The sequence below is a fragment of the Luteolibacter flavescens genome (assembly GCF_025950085.1).
Lineage (GTDB): Bacteria > Verrucomicrobiota > Verrucomicrobiia > Verrucomicrobiales > Akkermansiaceae > Haloferula > Haloferula flavescens.
The window spans coordinates 1-16032 of record NZ_JAPDDS010000004.1 but is presented as its reverse complement, the minus strand read 5'-3'; the positions used below and the strand labels follow the sequence as shown (position 1 = coordinate 16032).

Sequence of the window (16032 nt, the reverse complement as noted above, 5' to 3'; positions counted from 1 at the left end):
ATGCAAAACGCACCTGTTAGCGCGCAAAGCTCGCCGCGGGGGCGGGCAAATTGACCTCCCCGACCGGGATGGTCACCGTCGCCGGGGCCGAGTCCACCGTGCCGTCATTCGCCACGTAGGAGAAGCTGGCGGTGCCGGTGAATCCGTTCGCGGGCTTGAATTTCAGGTTCGGCACCTTGCCCGTCAGCTTGCCGTTTTCCGGCTGGGTGAGCAGGCGGTAGGTCACCGGGTCGCCATCGGCGTCCGTCGCGGACAGCACCACGGGCACGACCTTCTTCACCGGCGGCCCGAGCGCCACGAAGGAGGAGGCCACCGGGGCGCGGTTGTTCGGGTTGATCACCGTGATCTGGATCACCGCGGGCTTCGAGTTCGCCTTCCCGTCATTCGCCACATAGCTCACGGAGTCCGTGCCGCGGTAGCCGGGCTTCGGCGTGTAATACACCGCCGGTGGCGTGCCGGTCAGCGTGCCGGTCTTCGGCTTCTTCGTGATGGAAAAGGAGAGCGGATCCTGGTCGGTATCCAGCCCGGTCAGCGGCAGCAGCAGCGGCTGGCCCATGTGCGCCACCACCGAGGACGGCTGGGCCACCGGCTTCGCATTCTCCGCACGCACGCGCAGCGTGATGATGCCCGGCGCAGAGGTCGTCTGGCCATCGCTCACCGTGTAGCGGAAGGTCCACTCGCCCGGCTTCGCCGCCTTGTAGGTCAGGTTCGGCGGGGTGCCGGTCAGCTTGCCCTTCTCCGGCTGGTCGATCACCTGGAAGGTCATCGCGTCGCCGTCCACATCCATGCCCGGCAGCGTGAAGCGGAAGGTGCCGCCCTTCATCGTGAAGAATTCGCCCCCCGTCGCCACCGGCACGTCATTCACCGGCGAGATGAAGATACTCACCGTGGCGGGCTCGGAGTAGGCAGAGCGCTCGGAGCCGTCATTGACGCGGAAGGTGAATTCGTCCGCGCCGGTGACATTCGCATTCGGCACGTAGAACCAGCCCGTCTCACGGCTGTCGATCACGCCCTTCGTCGGCGGCGTGACGATCTCGAAGACAAATGCATCCCCATCCGCATCACTGCCATAGAGAGTCACGGGAAGCGGAGTGTCTTCCACCACCGCGAGCGCCGCCGGCTCGGCGACCGGTGCGCGGTTCGGGTCCGCCTCGATCATGAAGGAGCGCGGCTCCTCGCCCTGCTCTTCTTCGTAAACGTGGGCATTCGACACCGCGACGAAGCGGTAGATCTCCTCCCACGCGCCCTCGCCTGTCCTGCCGAGCACGGCGTAGCGGCCGCCCTTCACCAGGCCGGACGCGAAGAACTCATGCACACCATCCGTGGTCGTCGTCTGCCCGGCCAGCTCGCGCGGCTCGGCATCCGTGAAGACTTCCATCCAGCTCTGCGACTGCAGCGACTGGGTGGTCACCGGCCCGCGCGGCGTGCCGTCGGGATTCGCGATCGTCGCGCCATTGATGCTCTGGATGTGCGACACGTCCACCTGCCGCGGACCACCGGGAGTGTAGCCATACACCGCGCTGCCATTCCCCGTGGAGACCACCGAGCCGCCCGCCGTGGAGATCGCCGAGGCCGCCGTATTCCACACAAAGCGGATCTTGCTCGCATCGCCCTCGTACGGGTGCTTGGGGAAAGCGGGGTAAACCGGAAATGCATCCATCTCCACGGTCGGCACCGTGATGCGCAGGTCCTCGTCGGCACCGGCACCTTCATTCACCGTCAGCTTCCACACTCCGCCCGCATCCGCCAGGGTCTCCAGCGGAACCGTGGCAGCAAAGCTCACGCTGCCGCTACGGGCAGATCCGGTGATCGCATGCAGCCCGCCCGCCGGGTCCTCCAGCACCGCGGTGCTCGCCGCGCCCTGCGCCAGCGTGCCCTCGGTGATCGTCACGGAAAGCCGGATCGACAACGATTCCAGACCCTCTGCCTGCTGCGAGCGCTCAAGGTAAAAGACGCTGCTGGAAATGGCCGCGCTGGCCCCGGCGGACGTCGCCAACAGCATCAGGGAAGTAAACAATCGGGAGGAACAAAGCATGCCACACACTCATGATGATACGCACGTAATGTCAACACCAGGCATGAGACGATAGGGAAACGACTTATGATTCCCCTCGCTCTAACACAATGGCTTGGGAAGTGCGGGCTTGGCAGCGAGAGCGGCACCGGTCATCTTTCACTCATGCTCCGTCTCCTCGCCATCCTCCCGCTCGCCCTCGCCTCGTGCAGCATCGCTGGCAAGTCCGGCAGCCACGCGGACTATCAGCCCGTGGAGGGCGATATCCTCTTCCAATCGCTGCCAAATCCCCCCGGGCTCGATCTCGTGGACGCCATCGAGGGCACCACCGGCTCGCCCTATTCCCACTGCGGCATGGTCTTCCAGGAAGACGGCAAGTGGCAGGTGATCGAGGCCATCGGCCCGGTGAAGATCACCCCGCTGAAAAGCTATGTCTCCCGCGGTCGCGGCAAGCAGGTCTGGGCCTACCGGCTCGACGAGGCGAGCCGCAAACACGTCCCCGCCGCGCTCGCCGCGATGAAGAAAGACCTCGGCAAGCCCTACGACCCGCGCTACCGTTTCGACGACGAGGCCATCTACTGCTCCGAGCTCATCTGGCGCGGCTGGGTGGCCGCCACCGGCAAGGGACTCGGCAAGACCGTCACCCTCGGCAGCCTCGATTGGCGGCCCTACAAGCCCGTGATCGAGGCCATCGAAGGCCAAGGCAACCTGCCCCTCGACCGCAAGATGATCACCCCCCGCGACATGGCCAAGGCCAAGGAGCTGACCCTCGTCTATCCCGCGCCGTAGCGACAGGAAGCGACAGCGGAGTGCTGGCTTTGGCTGGCCTTCCTGGGAGCGCCGGTCATTAGACCGGCCCGAAGCCACGCTCAAAGCCCCCTTCCTTCCTCTCAAAGCTGCCGCAGGCGGAGTGCTGGCTTTAGCCGGCAAGTATTGCTCCCCATGCCCGGCAAAGAGCACTCCCCGGCTGAAGCATTTCCCTCCGAACTATAGCCACCGAGCAGGCATCAGGGATGAGAAAGATCGAACCGCGAAAAACGCGAAATCCCCCGGAATTCTCTGCGTCGGGATTTTCTTCCTGCCTTTAGATTTCGCGCTTTTCCGCGTCCTTTCGCGGTGAACCGAAGGCCTCGATCCATTGGGAGAGCCGGCCCCAACCATCCCGCACAAGCGTGCTACGACCTTGTGCGAAATGCCCTAACAACAGCATACCCACAAGCCCCCCACATCACCAAAAAACCTCCCAGCGGTGAACCGTCACCCCGCTGCGGAACCACGGATTCTGATCCTTTCCCGGTCGTCCGATGACGACCTTCCCCTCCCCCGGATCCGCCTGGATCCACGCACCGTCGCCCAGATGGATCAGCACATGGCGGCCATCCTGCGTCACCGCGAGATCCCCCGCCTTCACGGTCGCGGGATCGATGGTCACAAGCTCGCCCGTCACCCCGGTCGGCCGGGTGAAGCCGCGATAGCCCTCGCTCATCGCCTTTGCGCTGGTGTCGTACCACCACTGCTCCAGCCACAGGCGCGCCGCGCGGCCGTTTCCCCGCAATGCCTGGTCGAGCAGCGCCTCCCTCAGCGCCCGCCGTGGCAGCCCCGAGCAATCGATGCCGAGCCCGCCTTCACCGCCCCACCGGTAGCGCGTCCCCTCGTAGCCACGCATCGATGCCAGGTAGCGATCCGTGAGACGCGGCGCATCCAGCTCCCGCCCCGGCATGATGAAGGGAAGCATCACCAGCAGCGGAAGGCCCATCACCGCCACGCGCCATTTCCGCCGCTCCCACGCCAGCATCACCGCCCCCGCCCATGTCATCGCGAGTGCCAGCGGCAGCCCGTAGCGCACCCAGCCATTGTGCAGCGGCTGCCACGCCAGATAGGCGGCGAGCGCACCGGCATAGAGGACAAGCCTGATGGGATACTTCCGTGACATCGGCACATCATCGCGGAGACGGCGCCACATCTTCCAGATCCATCCGCCCCTTCACGAAGAATTCACCGGCCATTCTCCCAAGCCGCCGCAGGCGGAGCGCCACCCACCTGGGAGCGCCGGTCATTAGACCGGCCCGAAGCCACCCTCAAAGCACGCCTCACCCTTCCTCTCAAATCTGCCGCAGGCGGAGTGCTGGCTTTAGCCGGCAAGTATCACTCCACCATGCCCGGCGAAAACGACTCGCCGACTAAAGCCAGCGCTCCGCTCCGCCAATCCCCGAAAAGCAACGCTCCCACGAGTCACTCCGTCACCTTCGCACCAGCCACCCGATACCTCCGCCAGCGCCAACCCACTGCCGCCGACCACGGCACCAGATACGCCGCCGTCAGCAGCCAATAGGGCAGCACCCAGTGTCTCATCCCGTCCGGGCGACGTTCCACTGAAGCCCGCGCCCACCACCGTGGCACCAGCGGTTCCTTGGTAAGCCAGCCGTCACTCCAGAATTCCGTCCCGAAATCAATGTACGATCCCCGCGGCGCACGCGTCACGACGAGCGCGCCTCCCACGCTGTCGAACTTGAACGACCCCGCCGACCCGGTCCATGTCGCGACGAATCCCTGCTGGGACGACTTCCCCCACAGCCACAGCAGGAACACCAGCCCCGGCACCCAGGCCCAAAAGGCAAGCGAACGAAACAAGCGAAAGCGGGTCTCCATTTCAGGCCCGCACTCTCACCCCCACGCGATCCCCTCGTAAAGCTCCGCCAGCGGCAGCTCGCCGCCCGCCAATCAAATCCCGGCATTGACCCGCCCGCGCTTTCCCGAAGAGTCGCGGCGTGCCGTCCTTGCCCGATGCCTGGCTTGCCACGCCGCGGAAATTCCCGCTGCGCGACCGCCTCGTCTTCCTCCGCATCGTGCGGCCGGATTGGGCGGAGGAGGATGAGCTGCACCACTTCTTCGAGAACTACCGCCGCGTCCTCACCCACGGCCGACTCGTCCACGCCGCCGTGATCCAGGCAAACCGGATGCTCTACGATCCCCAGGGGCCGGATGCCCCCGGCGAGATCGTCTATGACTTCGAGGGCGGCATGCCGGAGCGCGAGCTGCTCGACCTCGCCGCGCGCCTCCAGACCCTCCGCCGCGATGGCTCCGCCGACCCGCGCGCCCACCGCATCGGCAGCTATCTCGCGGACCAGCGCGAGCGCGTCTTCGGCTGGCCCATCCCGGAAGGCTGGGGCCCGGAGACCTGCCGCATCTCCACCATCTACTTCGCCCGCCACCACCTCTGGGGCTGCCACCTCGCGGAAAAGATCGTCCCCGTCTGCGTCGATCCCGAGATAGGGGTGGCGGTCGTCTTCCCCGCGAAGTACTGGAGCTGACCCCTGCCGCCATCTCATACGGCGAGGACGAGGGACCGGGCATTCGCCCAGCGGGTCAGCAGTTGGTATTCGAATTCCTCCGGCCAGCGGTTCTGCTTCCCGCGTGCCTGGATGATGCGGCGCGAGACGCGGTCCACCTCGATGGTGAGCCGCGCCACGTGGCGGAACCCCGAGATAGCAGGCTGATGCTGGCGCAGCGAGAAGATCGCGGACCTCCCCGTCTGACAGCGGTGCCAATAGCCCGCCACGCAGTGCCGCAGTTCGCGCCCCTCCGCCATGAGCTGCGCATGGCTGAGCCTTTCCCGGAATGTCCACACCGATGGCTGCTCCGTGCCCATGGCGCAGACGATCTCGTACGGCTCCGCATCCGGCATCGGCGCCCAGGCTGCATCGGTCATGGCGCGGAGGTCCGCACGCAGGCTCGCCCGGGTGAGATCATGGTCGCGAAAGCGGATACCCTCCATCAGCGCGGCATCCAGCAGGGACTGCCAGCGGCCAAAGGCATGCCGCATCAGATCCCCCAGCGGCAGGGCGACCAGCAGGCAGGCCCGCTTCACATGATCGTGATGCAGCAGTTCCAGGATCACATCCGCGATCACGCCGAACGCACGCGGATCGAAGCCCCGTGCTCCCGCGACCTTCGCCAGCAGCCGCGTCCACACGTCATCGTGATCTCTCTCACGGATGAAATCATGCGCGAGCACCGCGTCGATGAGGGCGGGAGAAGCATCGAGCGAAACAAGCAGCCCCCGCCACAATGCCTGCCGCACGGTCATCGTCTCCGGGGCCTGCATCGCGAGATGGATCGCCCGCCCGCTGATCGACATGGGGAAGCCCGCCGCCTTTCGCCAACTGCCACCACGGGCCAGATGGCAGAACCAATCGCGCTCAGGTGCCCACAGCTCCCCGCGCACCCGCCATGCCGAATCGAAGAATGCGGGAAGCGGCCACTCGGCGAAGAGATGCCGCAGCAGATCCGACCACGACTCCTCCGGCGACAGCCCTGACGGCGGACGCCATGACTCCGGCCCACGCAGCCACCGGCCGGCATAGGCAGCCACGCGGGAAAGCATCGGGACCAGATCGCCGGACAGGCCGTGGGGCCGGTCGAGCAAGTGGCTCCTTTCCGCGAGGGCATGGACGAGCCGCAGGCAAGGATCGCGCAAAGGAGCCGTGACCTTGCGCGGCGTGTGAAACATGCGACCGAAGGCTCGGCCGTGCTTGAAGATGGATGGATTTCGGAAATGGGACGCGATCCACGGCTCGCCGGCGATGATGCCGGCAAGGATGGCGAAGTCCCCTCCCGACCGGGAACGGGAAGAAGGCATGGAAACGGAGAGTTGGGGAAACGGACCAGCACGCCGCCCGCGAAAGGGCGACGCGGCTACATCGCGCCCTTCAAAAAGACGCGGCTGCCGACCAACTCAGGAATGAACCGATGCCATGAACATGACTCCCCGGAACTACCCCACCCGCCCGCGAAAGCAATTCCAATCCTCCGCCCCACCCTCCGCAGGCTGGACTCCGGCCCGCGGATCGGGATGGATCAGCCGCGGATGGACGCCGAACTGGAAGCAGCCGCCCGCGCCGCGGGTGTGGGGCGCGGGGAGAAGCACATTTTCCTCTGTGCCGACCCGAGCAAGCCGAAGTGCTGCGATCCGGCGCTGGGCGTGGTCGCGTGGGACTTCCTGAAAAAACGGCTGGGAGAGCTGGGCCAGCGCGGGCCGCTGATCCTGCGGTCAAAGGCGGACTGCCTGCGCGTCTGCCTCCGCGGGCCCATCGCCGTCGTTTACCCGGAGGGCGTCTGGTACCACTCCTGCACGCCGGAGGTGCTGGAGAGGATCGTCACCGAGCACCTCGTCGGCGGCGTGCCCGTGGAGGAATACCGGCTGTGAAGGCGGAGGTCGGAGGGCGGAGGGCGGAAGTCAGAAATCGGAGGGCCTTTGAGAAGGCATCTGGATTTCCTGCCTTTCAGATTTCGCGCCTTTTCGCGTGATTTGTCGGTGAAAAAATCTCCGCCCTTCCCTCGGCTGCGGACGCCGGTTGCGCGCCACGCCCCCGTGTCTTCCTCGCCCGGTGTTTCGCTCCGTGCTTGCCCCGGCGGTCCGTCCGGCGCATGGCTAGGCCTCACGCCATGCCCGGTCTCATCATCGCTCCACGCGCCCGCATCTTCCACGGCCACGAATGGGTCTATGCCACGGAGGTGAAAAAAGCCTTCGGCGATCCCCAGCCCGGCGACGTGATCACGCTGAAGGACTTCCAGGACCGCTCGCTCGGCACCGCCATCTACAATCCCGCCTCCCAGATCGTCGCCCGCCGCTTCTCGCGCCGCCGGCAGGATCTCGATGCGGACTTCTTCCTCCGCCGCATCGGCCAGTCCATCGAGCAGCGGAAAAATGCCGGCGTGGACGAAACGCTCGCCCGCCTGGTCTGGAGCGAGTCGGACGGCCTGCCCGGCCTCATCATCGACCGCTACGGCCCGCACGTCGTGGTGCAGACGCTCACCCTGGCCATGCGCCAGCGCATCGAGCTCATCGTCGCCGCGCTGAAGGAACTCGTCTCGCCGGAGTCCATCATCCTGCGGAATGACTCGCCGGTCCTGAAGGCCGAGGGCATCGAGCAGGAGATCACCATGCTCCACGGCACGAATCCCGGCGCCTTCATCGTCGAGGCGAACGGCCTGAAATTCGAGATCGATCTCTTCGACGGCCAAAAGACCGGCCTCTACCTCGACCAGCTCCAGTCGCACGCCGAGGTGGCGCGGCTCGCGAAGGGGAAGCGCGTGCTCGACTGCTTCACGAACCAGGGCGGCTTCGCCCTCGCCTGCGCGAAGGCCGGTGCCGCGAAGGTGACCGCCGTGGACATCTCGGAGGGTGCCTGCGCCGCCGCCCGGCGGAATGCGGAGCTGAATGGCCTGGAGATCGAGGTCATCGCGCACAATGTCTTCGACTTCCTCAAGCACGCGCAGCCGGAGTACGACCTCATCATCCTGGATCCCCCCAGCTTCACGCGGAACAAGAAGACGCTCGTGGACGCCATGCGCGGCTACAAGGAGATCCATCTCCGCTCGCTGAAGCTGCTGGAGAAAGGCGGCATCCTCTCCACCTTCTGCTGCTCCCACCACGCGAGCCGCGAGCTCTTCCAGCAGAATCTCGTGGACGCCGCCGTGGACGCGAAGAAGTCCCTGCGGCTGGTGATGAGCCACGGCCAGCGCCCGGATCACCCCGTGCTGCTCGCCTTGCCCGAGACCGAGTATCTCAAGGGCATCACCGCGGAGCTGATGGCGGGTCGGTGAGCCCAGTAGTGGCGGTCATTCCAGAGAGCTTTCCGGCTCCCCTCTCACGTCCCCGGCCGGCACGTGCGGCGTGCCGTCGTCCCACTGTGTTTCCCAGTGCGCCGGCCGACAGGAAACAACCGACACCCCTTCGTCATTCCCCGGCAACAACATCAAAGCTTCTTCGCCCTCCCCGGACGAGATTTCCAATGAACCTAGGAACGAGATGTTTTCAACGGCCTTGCGATAGGCGTCGGAGGTGATGATGTAGCCCATCTTCGGGATCAGGAACACCTTGCCCCTTCCTTGCCGCACCATCAGGCCCGCGGGGATCCCTCTCACATCCACGATCTTTCCGCTCACCGGATGATAGACGAAGCCGGGCTGACCTTGAACCGGTTCGGCGATCGGGACTTTCGCCTCTGCCTTCTGGGATTGAGACCGTCGGCTGCCCTTGGATGGCTTGCCGGGCCTGGAGTTGGCCAGCTCACCGATAGTGCCATTCAAATGATCCATCTCCCCCGCGGTCTGATCCGTATCGGCCTGACGAGTATTCAAAACCAAGAGTAGCGCCAGCACCAGCAGGAGCACTGGCAAGACCGTGGCAGTTCTTCTTTTCACCCTTTCATCAGATAGGATGTCCAGCCCCACGTCGAGGCGCATCGCGGAGCGTACCCGCAAAATGGATATCAATCCCGCTCGGAGGGAGCCTCTTCATCAGGCATCTGGAGGGTGTGCTAGCCCTTTCTCCGGTCGCATGCCGCCGGTGCGAAGACGGTGAGGCTGGCGAATGCGGGTGCTTCTATTTCATCAAAGATGACACCCGCTTCACTCACTCGCCCACCGGCAGGTCCTTCGGGATCGGCAGCTTCAGCACAGAGTCCTTCAGCTCCGGCATCGCCGGGACGCGGAAGTGCTTCTTCTCCGCAAGAGGGAAGGTCGGGTCCGCCACCAGCGTGCCTGTCGGGATGCCGCGCACATCAATGATCTGCCCGCTGAAGGGACTCTTCACATAGCCCGGCTGATCCGCCAGGGGTTCGGCCACGGGGATCTTCTTCTCGGGATCCTCCGTGCGCTCTTCGGCCTTCGTCGGCTCGCTATCCGGGGCATCCTTCTTTTCCCCGTCCGTGGCCGCAGGAGCGGTGGTCGCCGCAGCCTCGGCGCTCTCCTCCGGGGTCTGGGAAGCGGAGGGCGAGGTGTAGTCTTCCTTGGGCTGGCAAGCCAGGGAAGAGATCGCCAGGATGCCCGCGAGTCCGATGAATTTCATGCACCTGACAAGTGGTCCAATGCCTGCAACCCGTCAAGCTGTCTGCCGATGAAACCGGGAGATTGGCCATGGGCCGGGCAGCCGGGACCGCTGCGCTTCGACCGCTTCATGGAGCTGGCCCTGCACGATCCCGAGCGCGGCTACTATGCGCGTCGTATCCGCGGCGTGGGAAAGGGCGGCGACTTCACCACCACCCCGATGCTCACCCCCGCGCTGGGGAAGGCCGTCGCCGCATGGGCACGGGCGGCCCTGAAGGAAAGCGGCTGCCGCGACATCATCGAGCTGGGCCCCGGCGAGGGCGTGCTCGCCGAGGCCGTCATGCGGGCCTTCCCCTGGTGGGCAAAGCCCCGCCTGCACCTCGTGGAGCGCTCCGTGCCGCTGCGCGCGAAGCAAGCCGCGCGCCTCGGCAAGCGCGTGACGTGGCACGATACCATCGGGTCCGCCCTCGATGCCTGCGGGGGACGGGCGTGCCTCTACTCGAATGAATTTGCCGATGCCTTCCCCGTGCGACGCTTCCGCCGCGAGGCCGCCGGGTGGAGCGAGCTGCACGTCGCGCCGCAGGAAAGCTGGCTGCCTTGTGAAGTGCTGCCGGAGTCCACCGCGCTCGCGCAGGATTTCCCGCAGGGGCAGATCGTCGAAGTCGCGGAGGCCTACCACGCGTGGCTGCGCGGATGGCTGCCGCAGTGGCAGGCCGGGCGCATGCTCACCATCGACTACGGCGCGCCCGTCGGTGCGCTCTATCACCGCCGCCCCCGCGGGACCGTGCGCGCATACTTCATGCAGCAGCGACTGGAAGGCCCCGACATCTACACGAATCCCGGCCGCCAGGACCTCACCGCCGACGTGAATTTCACCGACCTGCAAACCTGGTCCACCCTCCATGCGCAGACCACCGCCCTGCAGACTCAGCGCGATTTCCTCCTCCCCCACGCCGACCCCACCCAAACCACCGACGCCCACGCCATCGAAGCCGACGGAGCCGGGGGTGCCTTCATGGTCCTCGACCAAAAGGCCGCCATCATTTCCTAGAGTATTTCACTTTGAACTGTAGCCACCACGCGGGCATCGGACGAAGAAAGATCGAACCGCGAAAAACGCGAAATCCCGCGAAATTTTCTGAATCGGGATTTTTTTCCTGCCTTTAGATTTCGCGCTTTTTCGCGTCCTTTCGCGGTGAACTGAAGGCCTCGATCCATTTAGAGAGCCGACCCCAACCATCCCGCACAAGCGTGCTACGACTTTGTGTGAAATTCTCTAACAGCCCGCCTCATCCATCCGCGACAGATCATCCATCCGCGACAGATCATCCATCCGCGACAGATCATCCATCCGTGACGGATCATCCGGTCCCGTGCCATCTCAGGGCCAACGGCCCGGCCATCCCTCAGCCCGGGCCATCGGCCCGGGTTATGGACGCGGAGATAATGGCGGCCTGAAGGGCCGCGATAGGAGTTGGGAGATTCATCCGTGAAGAAGGCCGATGATGTCGGTGGATCATCGGGTAAGGGGCGCATTGGCGGAGGCGGTCGTTTCCCCTATCGCTGCCCTTCAGGCCGCGGAACATCCGATGCCGGATACCCGGGCCGATGGCCCGGGCTGAGGGATGGCCGGGCCGTTGGCTCTGAAGAACCCGATCACCAAGCCCCGTCATCAGATCCACACCCGCTCGGTCCTTCCGACTTCCGACTTCCGATTTCCGATTTCCGATTTCCGCCTTCTGACCTCTGACCTCTGACCTCTGACCTCTGACCTCCGACCTCCGACCTCCGACCTCCGACCTCCGACCTCCGACCTCCGATCTCCGCCTTGCCCCGGCGTGAAAATGCGGCATCTTCCGCGCATGCTCCGCGCTCTCCTCACCCTCATCGCCCTGGCCTTGCCGCTGTCCGCCTTCGAGCTGCCGGCGAAGTCCACGCAATGCATCGTCGGCACCGCGAAGGACTGGAACAGCTCGAACGTGACGCTGAATACCTACGAAAAGCGCGGCGGCAAGTGGGTGAAGGCCAGCGGACCGTGGACCGGCAGGCTCGGCAAGAACGGCCTCATCTGGGGACTCGGCATCCACCCCCTGCCAAAGGGCGCGAAGGTGAAAAGCGAGGGCGACATGCGAGCCCCGGCCGGTGTCTTCCACCTCGGCGGTGCCTGGGGCGTGCATCCCAGTATCCAGAAGCACCCGAAGCTCTACTACCGCCAGGTGACCACCCGCGACCTGTGGGTCGAGGACCCGAAGTCGCCCAGCTACAACAAGCACCTGGTGCTCGACCACGAACCGTCCACGGCGTGGGAAAAGAAGCAGCAGATGAAGCAGAACGACTACCCGCACACGCTGAAGCTCTTCATCGCCCACAATGCCGCGCCGAAGATCTCTCCCGGCCAGGGCAGCGCGATCTTCTTCCACATCTGGCGCGGCGGCGGCTCGAAGCCCACGGCCGGATGCACGACCATGGAGGAAAAGAAGCTCCGCGAACTCATCGCCTGGGTGAATCCGGACAAGCAGCCGATCTACGTCCTGCTGCCGGAAGCCGAGTATCAGGCGAAGAAGGCGGCGTGGAAGCTGCCGTGACTCCGGCCTTCCCAAGGAAGGCTTCCGCGCATCATGGTGCGTGAAGATGCCCTTCTTCGATCTCCACTTGTCCGAAGGACTGCAGTTCGCAGGAAAGGCCGCGGCTGGATATCTGCTGGCATGGTGGATCATCCGCCCGCGTTCGTATGTGTATCGGTTTCATGAGGGTCAGCTCTCCATCCGGACATTCTTCATCCTGCCTGTCGCGAGACTGAAGCGGGAGGACATCACGAGCATCCAGACAGCCAGGCCGGAAGGGGCGAAGCCGCTGCAATGGATGGTCTCGCCAGTCCGCCGGCAAAGCGGACAAGTGATCTTCGCCGAGACCGAGCGGAAATGGATCGCCCTGCCGGACTGGCTGGCCGGGCCACTTGCGAATGATCCCGGTGCGGAAGATAGCACCGCGCAGTTCAGGGGAGCCTCCGGTTACCAGCGGCTGCTGGCGAGCCTCACGACCTTGAAGCTTGGAATGCGGAAACTCGGGTCTTGGTGCGTGCCGCTCGCGGCACCCGCCGCTTGGCTTCTGATCCTCCTGTCAATATGGCTGACTGCCCTTGATCTCGTCGGGGTCCATGAGTTGGCGGCACCTCAATACGGCATTCCGGCCAGTGTCCTCCTGAAGGACATGACCTACCATTTCCTCTCGTCCGGCTTTTTGCTCATGTGCGGCATTGCAGTCAGGGTGACCCTGGCACTGGGGATCGGTGTTCCTCGCCTGCTTGCCGGCCTTTGCCTGCTGGCCTCCGTCTCACTGCTGGTGATCGGTTTGCCTCCCGGCTTGGGCCACGACTTCTCGCACGCCCTCTTCGATTCGTGCACGGGCTACGATGAGACCTTTGGGAAGGTCGGCATCGCCTTCCTCATCGCTTCCTCGGTCATCGCGCTGGCTTCATGGGCCGCAAACCGTGGCCCGGCTCACTTATCCAGTTCCGCCACCGGCTCCGCGGGCTTGGCCACCACGCCGTGATAGAAGAACCACAGCACCGGCAGGCAGATCGCGATGAGCGCGGTCTGCACCCACCAGTAGGTCGCCCAGCCGCCATTCCCGTTTAGCACCGCGTAGTCGTAGAGGAATTTGCCGAAGATGGTGCCGACCACGGAGCCGATGCCATTGTTCACCAGCGTCAGCAGGCCCTGCGCCTGGGTCCGCATGGAGGGGTCCACCCGGCGGTCCAGGAAGAGCTGACCGGTGATGAAATACAGCGTGTAGCACAGCCCGTGCAGCGCGATGCCGCCGACCAGCCACACCGCATTCCCCGTGCTGCCGCTGATGGCAAAGAGGCCGTAGCGTAGCGCCGAGAGCGCCACCGCAAACATCAGCACCGTCTTCACCCGGAAGCGGCTCATCACCACCGACATCAGCAGCATCGCCGCGATCTCGCTGATCTGCCCGATGGTCATCGTCGCGGAAGGTGCCGTATTCCCCAGCGCGGTGAGATGCATCGGCGTGTGCATGAAGAAGACCGCCAGCGGGATGCTCAGCAGCGCGGTCACGGAGAAGAAGACCAGGTGATCCCGCTCGCGCAGCAGGCGGAAGGCATCCAGCCCGAGCATCGTGCGGAGCGATCTAGAATTTCCCACCGGCGGCGTATTGGGCAGCAGGAAGGCAAATGCCGCGCCGATGAAGCGGGTGATGGCCGCCGCATAGCCCGCCTTGATCGAGCCCTCGAAAAGGAACACGAAGCTGGTGAGCACCCCCGCCGCCATCCAGCCCAGCGTGCCGCCGAGCCGCACCACGGGGAATTCCCGCTCGCCCGACCGCAGGTGCACCATCGAGATGCTGGCGACCATGCTCCACATCGGTGCCGCCACCACGGAGGCCGCGGCGAAGAGCCCTAGGAAAACATACGGCGACTCGAAGCGCTCCAGCGCCGCGAAAGCACTCGCCAGCAGCACCGCGCTGGCCATGCCAATGACCGCGAAGACCTTTTGCGCCGCGAAGCGATTGTCCGCGATCGACCCCACGATCAGCGGCGAGATCAGCGCCGCCACCGGCCCCACGAGGAAGGCATACGCCACCCAATCGCTGCCCAGCCCGCGCGTCCCGAGGATATTCGACAGCGCCGGCGTGTAGTAGCCCGGCGACATGCCGAGGAAGAAGAAGACCGTCCACAATCCTCCGATGACCGCGAGGGCGGTGCGAGGTGGTGAGGTGGCGGACACGGCGGCGACGCTAGCGAGCCGATGCCACTCTGCAAGATCGGCCCCGGGTCAATTTCCGAAGATTTTCCGCAGCCTCTCCCGGTGCCGTCCTTCGTATGGGATGAGCAGGATTCCGAGGAAATGGCATACTGCAGCGACGAGCAGACAAACCACTCCCTCCGACCCCAGCCGGCCAAACCGGAGCGACGGAATCGCATGGAGCGCCCCGATCATCACCAACACGCCGGGCATCAGGATCAGGCACCGGGCGAGCACCGATCTCCGGATCACCGGGATCATGAAGGGAGACGCGATCACTCCCGCCGCGAAATAGCCAAGAACCGCGAGAACCATTCCCACCAGCACATCACCACGACCGCCAGGAATCCCGAGGACATCAGATGCCCTGATCCAGATCTCCCACCCGCGCGGACTGAGGAAGGCCGGGAGGAAATGAAACGCGATCAGCCATCCCACCGCCGCGACGAGCAGCACCGGCCCGGAGAATCGACGGAGCGCGCTCATGCCCCGAAAGGAGAGCCATCCCCTTTCTCCGATGCCCCGCGGATCATCAGGAAGCCGCCCAGATTCAGCACCGGCGCCGCGAGCAGGCACCAGCCTCCCTTCCCCAGACTCTTCGTCTCATTGATGTCCAGCACCAGCACGAGGAAGGCGATGGAAGCCACCCCCGACATCACCGTGGCCATCCACCAACAGAGCCGCGACTTGCGGAAGACCGCCGTGAGAAACGGAGAGACCACGATCAGCACCGTGATCATCAGGAAGGACGCGAGGATGGCGAATTCACCCGGATCATCGAGGAAGTCGAGGCCCTGGATCATGTCCCACACCTCCAGCCACACCTTCCACCCCGCCGTCTCCGTGAAACCGGGGAAGAAGTGGAACACCGCGAACGATGCCAGCGCCGCCACGAACAGCAGCACGGCACTGAAATTCATCATCCTTTCACGGGTCATCTATGGATCGTTTTCATGCGGCCTCGCGGATTACATGTGAAGGAGGAAGTGCGCACGCGAATGGCTGCTTCGGGCCGGTCTATTGACCGGCGCTCCCAGCGGGCTCCCAGCTCGGCGCAGCCGGGAGCGCTGGCTTCAGCCGGCTTAGACGGTCAAGCGAACCACCTACAAAAGCCCCATCCCACCTCAGCGCCCCCCTGGGAGCGCGCGGCCTGTAAAGGCCGGAGACATGGGTTACACTTGTTCGGGGACATGGGTTACACTTTTGGGCACTTCAGCTGCCAGCGGTCGTGATCCGCCCGAGGGCGGATCACGACCGCTGCTTTCGACCTATCCGCCGGTCTTCCAACGGCGCGTAACCCGTCTCCCCGCATGCCCGGTGTCGTCCCACATCCACCACCCCGATACGCTTCCAACAGTAATACACCTCGTAGCGGTCCTCTCCTGTCCGGCGCAATGCTACCTCCTGGCCTTTGAACGCCTC

17 protein-coding genes are annotated in these 16032 nt (G+C 65.0%); 7 read left to right on the top strand and 10 right to left on the bottom strand.

The window, feature by feature from the left end; all coding sequences use genetic code 11:
- Positions 1 to 16 precede the first annotated feature (16 nt).
- Entirely contained in the window at positions 17 to 2002 is a 1986-nt protein-coding gene (locus OKA04_RS08105; RefSeq protein WP_264500647.1) for an Ig-like domain-containing protein, read from the bottom strand.
- A 177-nt stretch (positions 2003 to 2179) separates the two neighbouring features.
- Here OKA04_RS08105 and OKA04_RS08100 point away from each other — a divergent pair, with 177 nt between their 5' ends.
- Complete coding sequence (locus OKA04_RS08100; RefSeq protein ID WP_264500646.1) at positions 2180 to 2803, top strand: YiiX/YebB-like N1pC/P60 family cysteine hydrolase; 624 nt, start codon at positions 2180 to 2182, stop codon at positions 2801 to 2803.
- Between the two features lie 439 nt (positions 2804 to 3242).
- Here the strand turns inward: OKA04_RS08100 and OKA04_RS08095 are convergent, their stop codons facing one another.
- Both OKA04_RS08095 and OKA04_RS08090 read right to left on the bottom strand, forming a co-directional pair.
- Entirely contained in the window at positions 3243 to 3977 is a 735-nt protein-coding gene (locus OKA04_RS08095; RefSeq protein ID WP_264500645.1) for an NlpC/P60 family protein, read from the bottom strand.
- Between the two features lie 269 nt (positions 3978 to 4246).
- On the bottom strand, positions 4247 to 4645 hold the full coding sequence (locus OKA04_RS08090) for a hypothetical protein (RefSeq protein WP_264500644.1): 399 nt from the start codon (positions 4643 to 4645) through the stop codon (positions 4247 to 4249).
- A gap of 137 nt (positions 4646 to 4782) precedes the next feature.
- On the opposite strand from OKA04_RS08090, the gene OKA04_RS08085 reads away from it, so the two are divergent.
- Positions 4783 to 5325 carry a hypothetical protein gene (locus tag OKA04_RS08085; protein WP_264500643.1) on the top strand — a complete coding sequence of 181 codons (543 nt, stop codon included), beginning with the start codon at positions 4783 to 4785 and terminating at the stop codon, positions 5323 to 5325.
- A gap of 14 nt (positions 5326 to 5339) precedes the next feature.
- Here the strand turns inward: OKA04_RS08085 and OKA04_RS08080 are convergent, their stop codons facing one another.
- Positions 5340 to 6653 carry a PcfJ domain-containing protein gene (locus tag OKA04_RS08080; RefSeq protein ID WP_264500642.1) on the bottom strand — a complete coding sequence of 438 codons (1314 nt, stop codon included), beginning with the start codon at positions 6651 to 6653 and terminating at the stop codon, positions 5340 to 5342.
- Between the two features lie 228 nt (positions 6654 to 6881).
- Between OKA04_RS08080 and OKA04_RS08075 the strand changes: the two genes are divergently transcribed.
- Positions 6882 to 7220: a (2Fe-2S) ferredoxin domain-containing protein gene (locus OKA04_RS08075; RefSeq protein ID WP_264500641.1), complete on the top strand. Its 339-nt coding sequence runs from the start codon at positions 6882 to 6884 to the stop codon at positions 7218 to 7220.
- 239 nt (positions 7221 to 7459) lie between these two features.
- Positions 7460 to 8620, top strand: coding sequence for a class I SAM-dependent rRNA methyltransferase (locus OKA04_RS08070; protein ID WP_264500640.1), 1161 nt, complete (start codon positions 7460 to 7462; stop codon positions 8618 to 8620).
- Between the two features lie 15 nt (positions 8621 to 8635).
- Here the strand turns inward: OKA04_RS08070 and OKA04_RS08065 are convergent, their stop codons facing one another.
- Together OKA04_RS08065 and OKA04_RS08060 are read right to left on the bottom strand one after the other, a co-directional pair.
- Entirely contained in the window at positions 8636 to 9262 is a 627-nt protein-coding gene (locus OKA04_RS08065) for a hypothetical protein (RefSeq protein WP_264500639.1), read from the bottom strand.
- Positions 9263 to 9431: 169 nt separating this feature from the next.
- Positions 9432 to 9866 (bottom strand): hypothetical protein, encoded by a 435-nt coding sequence (locus tag OKA04_RS08060; RefSeq protein ID WP_264500638.1) that lies wholly within the window; start codon positions 9864 to 9866, stop codon positions 9432 to 9434.
- 48 nt (positions 9867 to 9914) lie between these two features.
- Here OKA04_RS08060 and OKA04_RS08055 point away from each other — a divergent pair, with 48 nt between their 5' ends.
- From OKA04_RS08055 to OKA04_RS08045, 3 genes are all read left to right on the top strand, one after another.
- Positions 9915 to 10895 (top strand): SAM-dependent methyltransferase, encoded by a 981-nt coding sequence (locus tag OKA04_RS08055; protein WP_264500637.1) that lies wholly within the window; start codon positions 9915 to 9917, stop codon positions 10893 to 10895.
- Between the two features lie 811 nt (positions 10896 to 11706).
- Positions 11707 to 12429 (top strand): L,D-transpeptidase family protein, encoded by a 723-nt coding sequence (locus tag OKA04_RS08050; protein ID WP_264500636.1) that lies wholly within the window; start codon positions 11707 to 11709, stop codon positions 12427 to 12429.
- A 67-nt stretch (positions 12430 to 12496) separates the two neighbouring features.
- Positions 12497 to 13396 (top strand): hypothetical protein, encoded by a 900-nt coding sequence (locus OKA04_RS08045; RefSeq protein WP_264500635.1) that lies wholly within the window; start codon positions 12497 to 12499, stop codon positions 13394 to 13396.
- On the opposite strand, the gene OKA04_RS08040 is transcribed toward OKA04_RS08045, so the two are convergent.
- The 4 genes from OKA04_RS08040 to OKA04_RS24825 form a co-directional block, all read right to left on the bottom strand.
- Complete coding sequence (locus OKA04_RS08040; RefSeq protein ID WP_264500634.1) at positions 13345 to 14592, bottom strand: MFS transporter; 1248 nt, start codon at positions 14590 to 14592, stop codon at positions 13345 to 13347. The two genes, OKA04_RS08045 and OKA04_RS08040, sit on opposite strands and share 52 nt — an antisense overlap.
- A gap of 48 nt (positions 14593 to 14640) precedes the next feature.
- A complete protein-coding gene (locus OKA04_RS08035) occupies positions 14641 to 15096 on the bottom strand; it encodes a hypothetical protein (protein WP_264500633.1) in 456 nt (151 codons plus the stop codon).
- On the bottom strand, positions 15093 to 15548 hold the full coding sequence (locus OKA04_RS08030) for a hypothetical protein (RefSeq protein ID WP_264500632.1): 456 nt from the start codon (positions 15546 to 15548) through the stop codon (positions 15093 to 15095). The genes OKA04_RS08035 and OKA04_RS08030 overlap by 4 nt, the downstream gene beginning before the upstream one ends.
- A 310-nt stretch (positions 15549 to 15858) precedes the next feature.
- The coding region (locus OKA04_RS24825) for a hypothetical protein (protein ID WP_498049454.1) at positions 15859 to 16032 on the bottom strand (174 nt) is incomplete at its 5' end.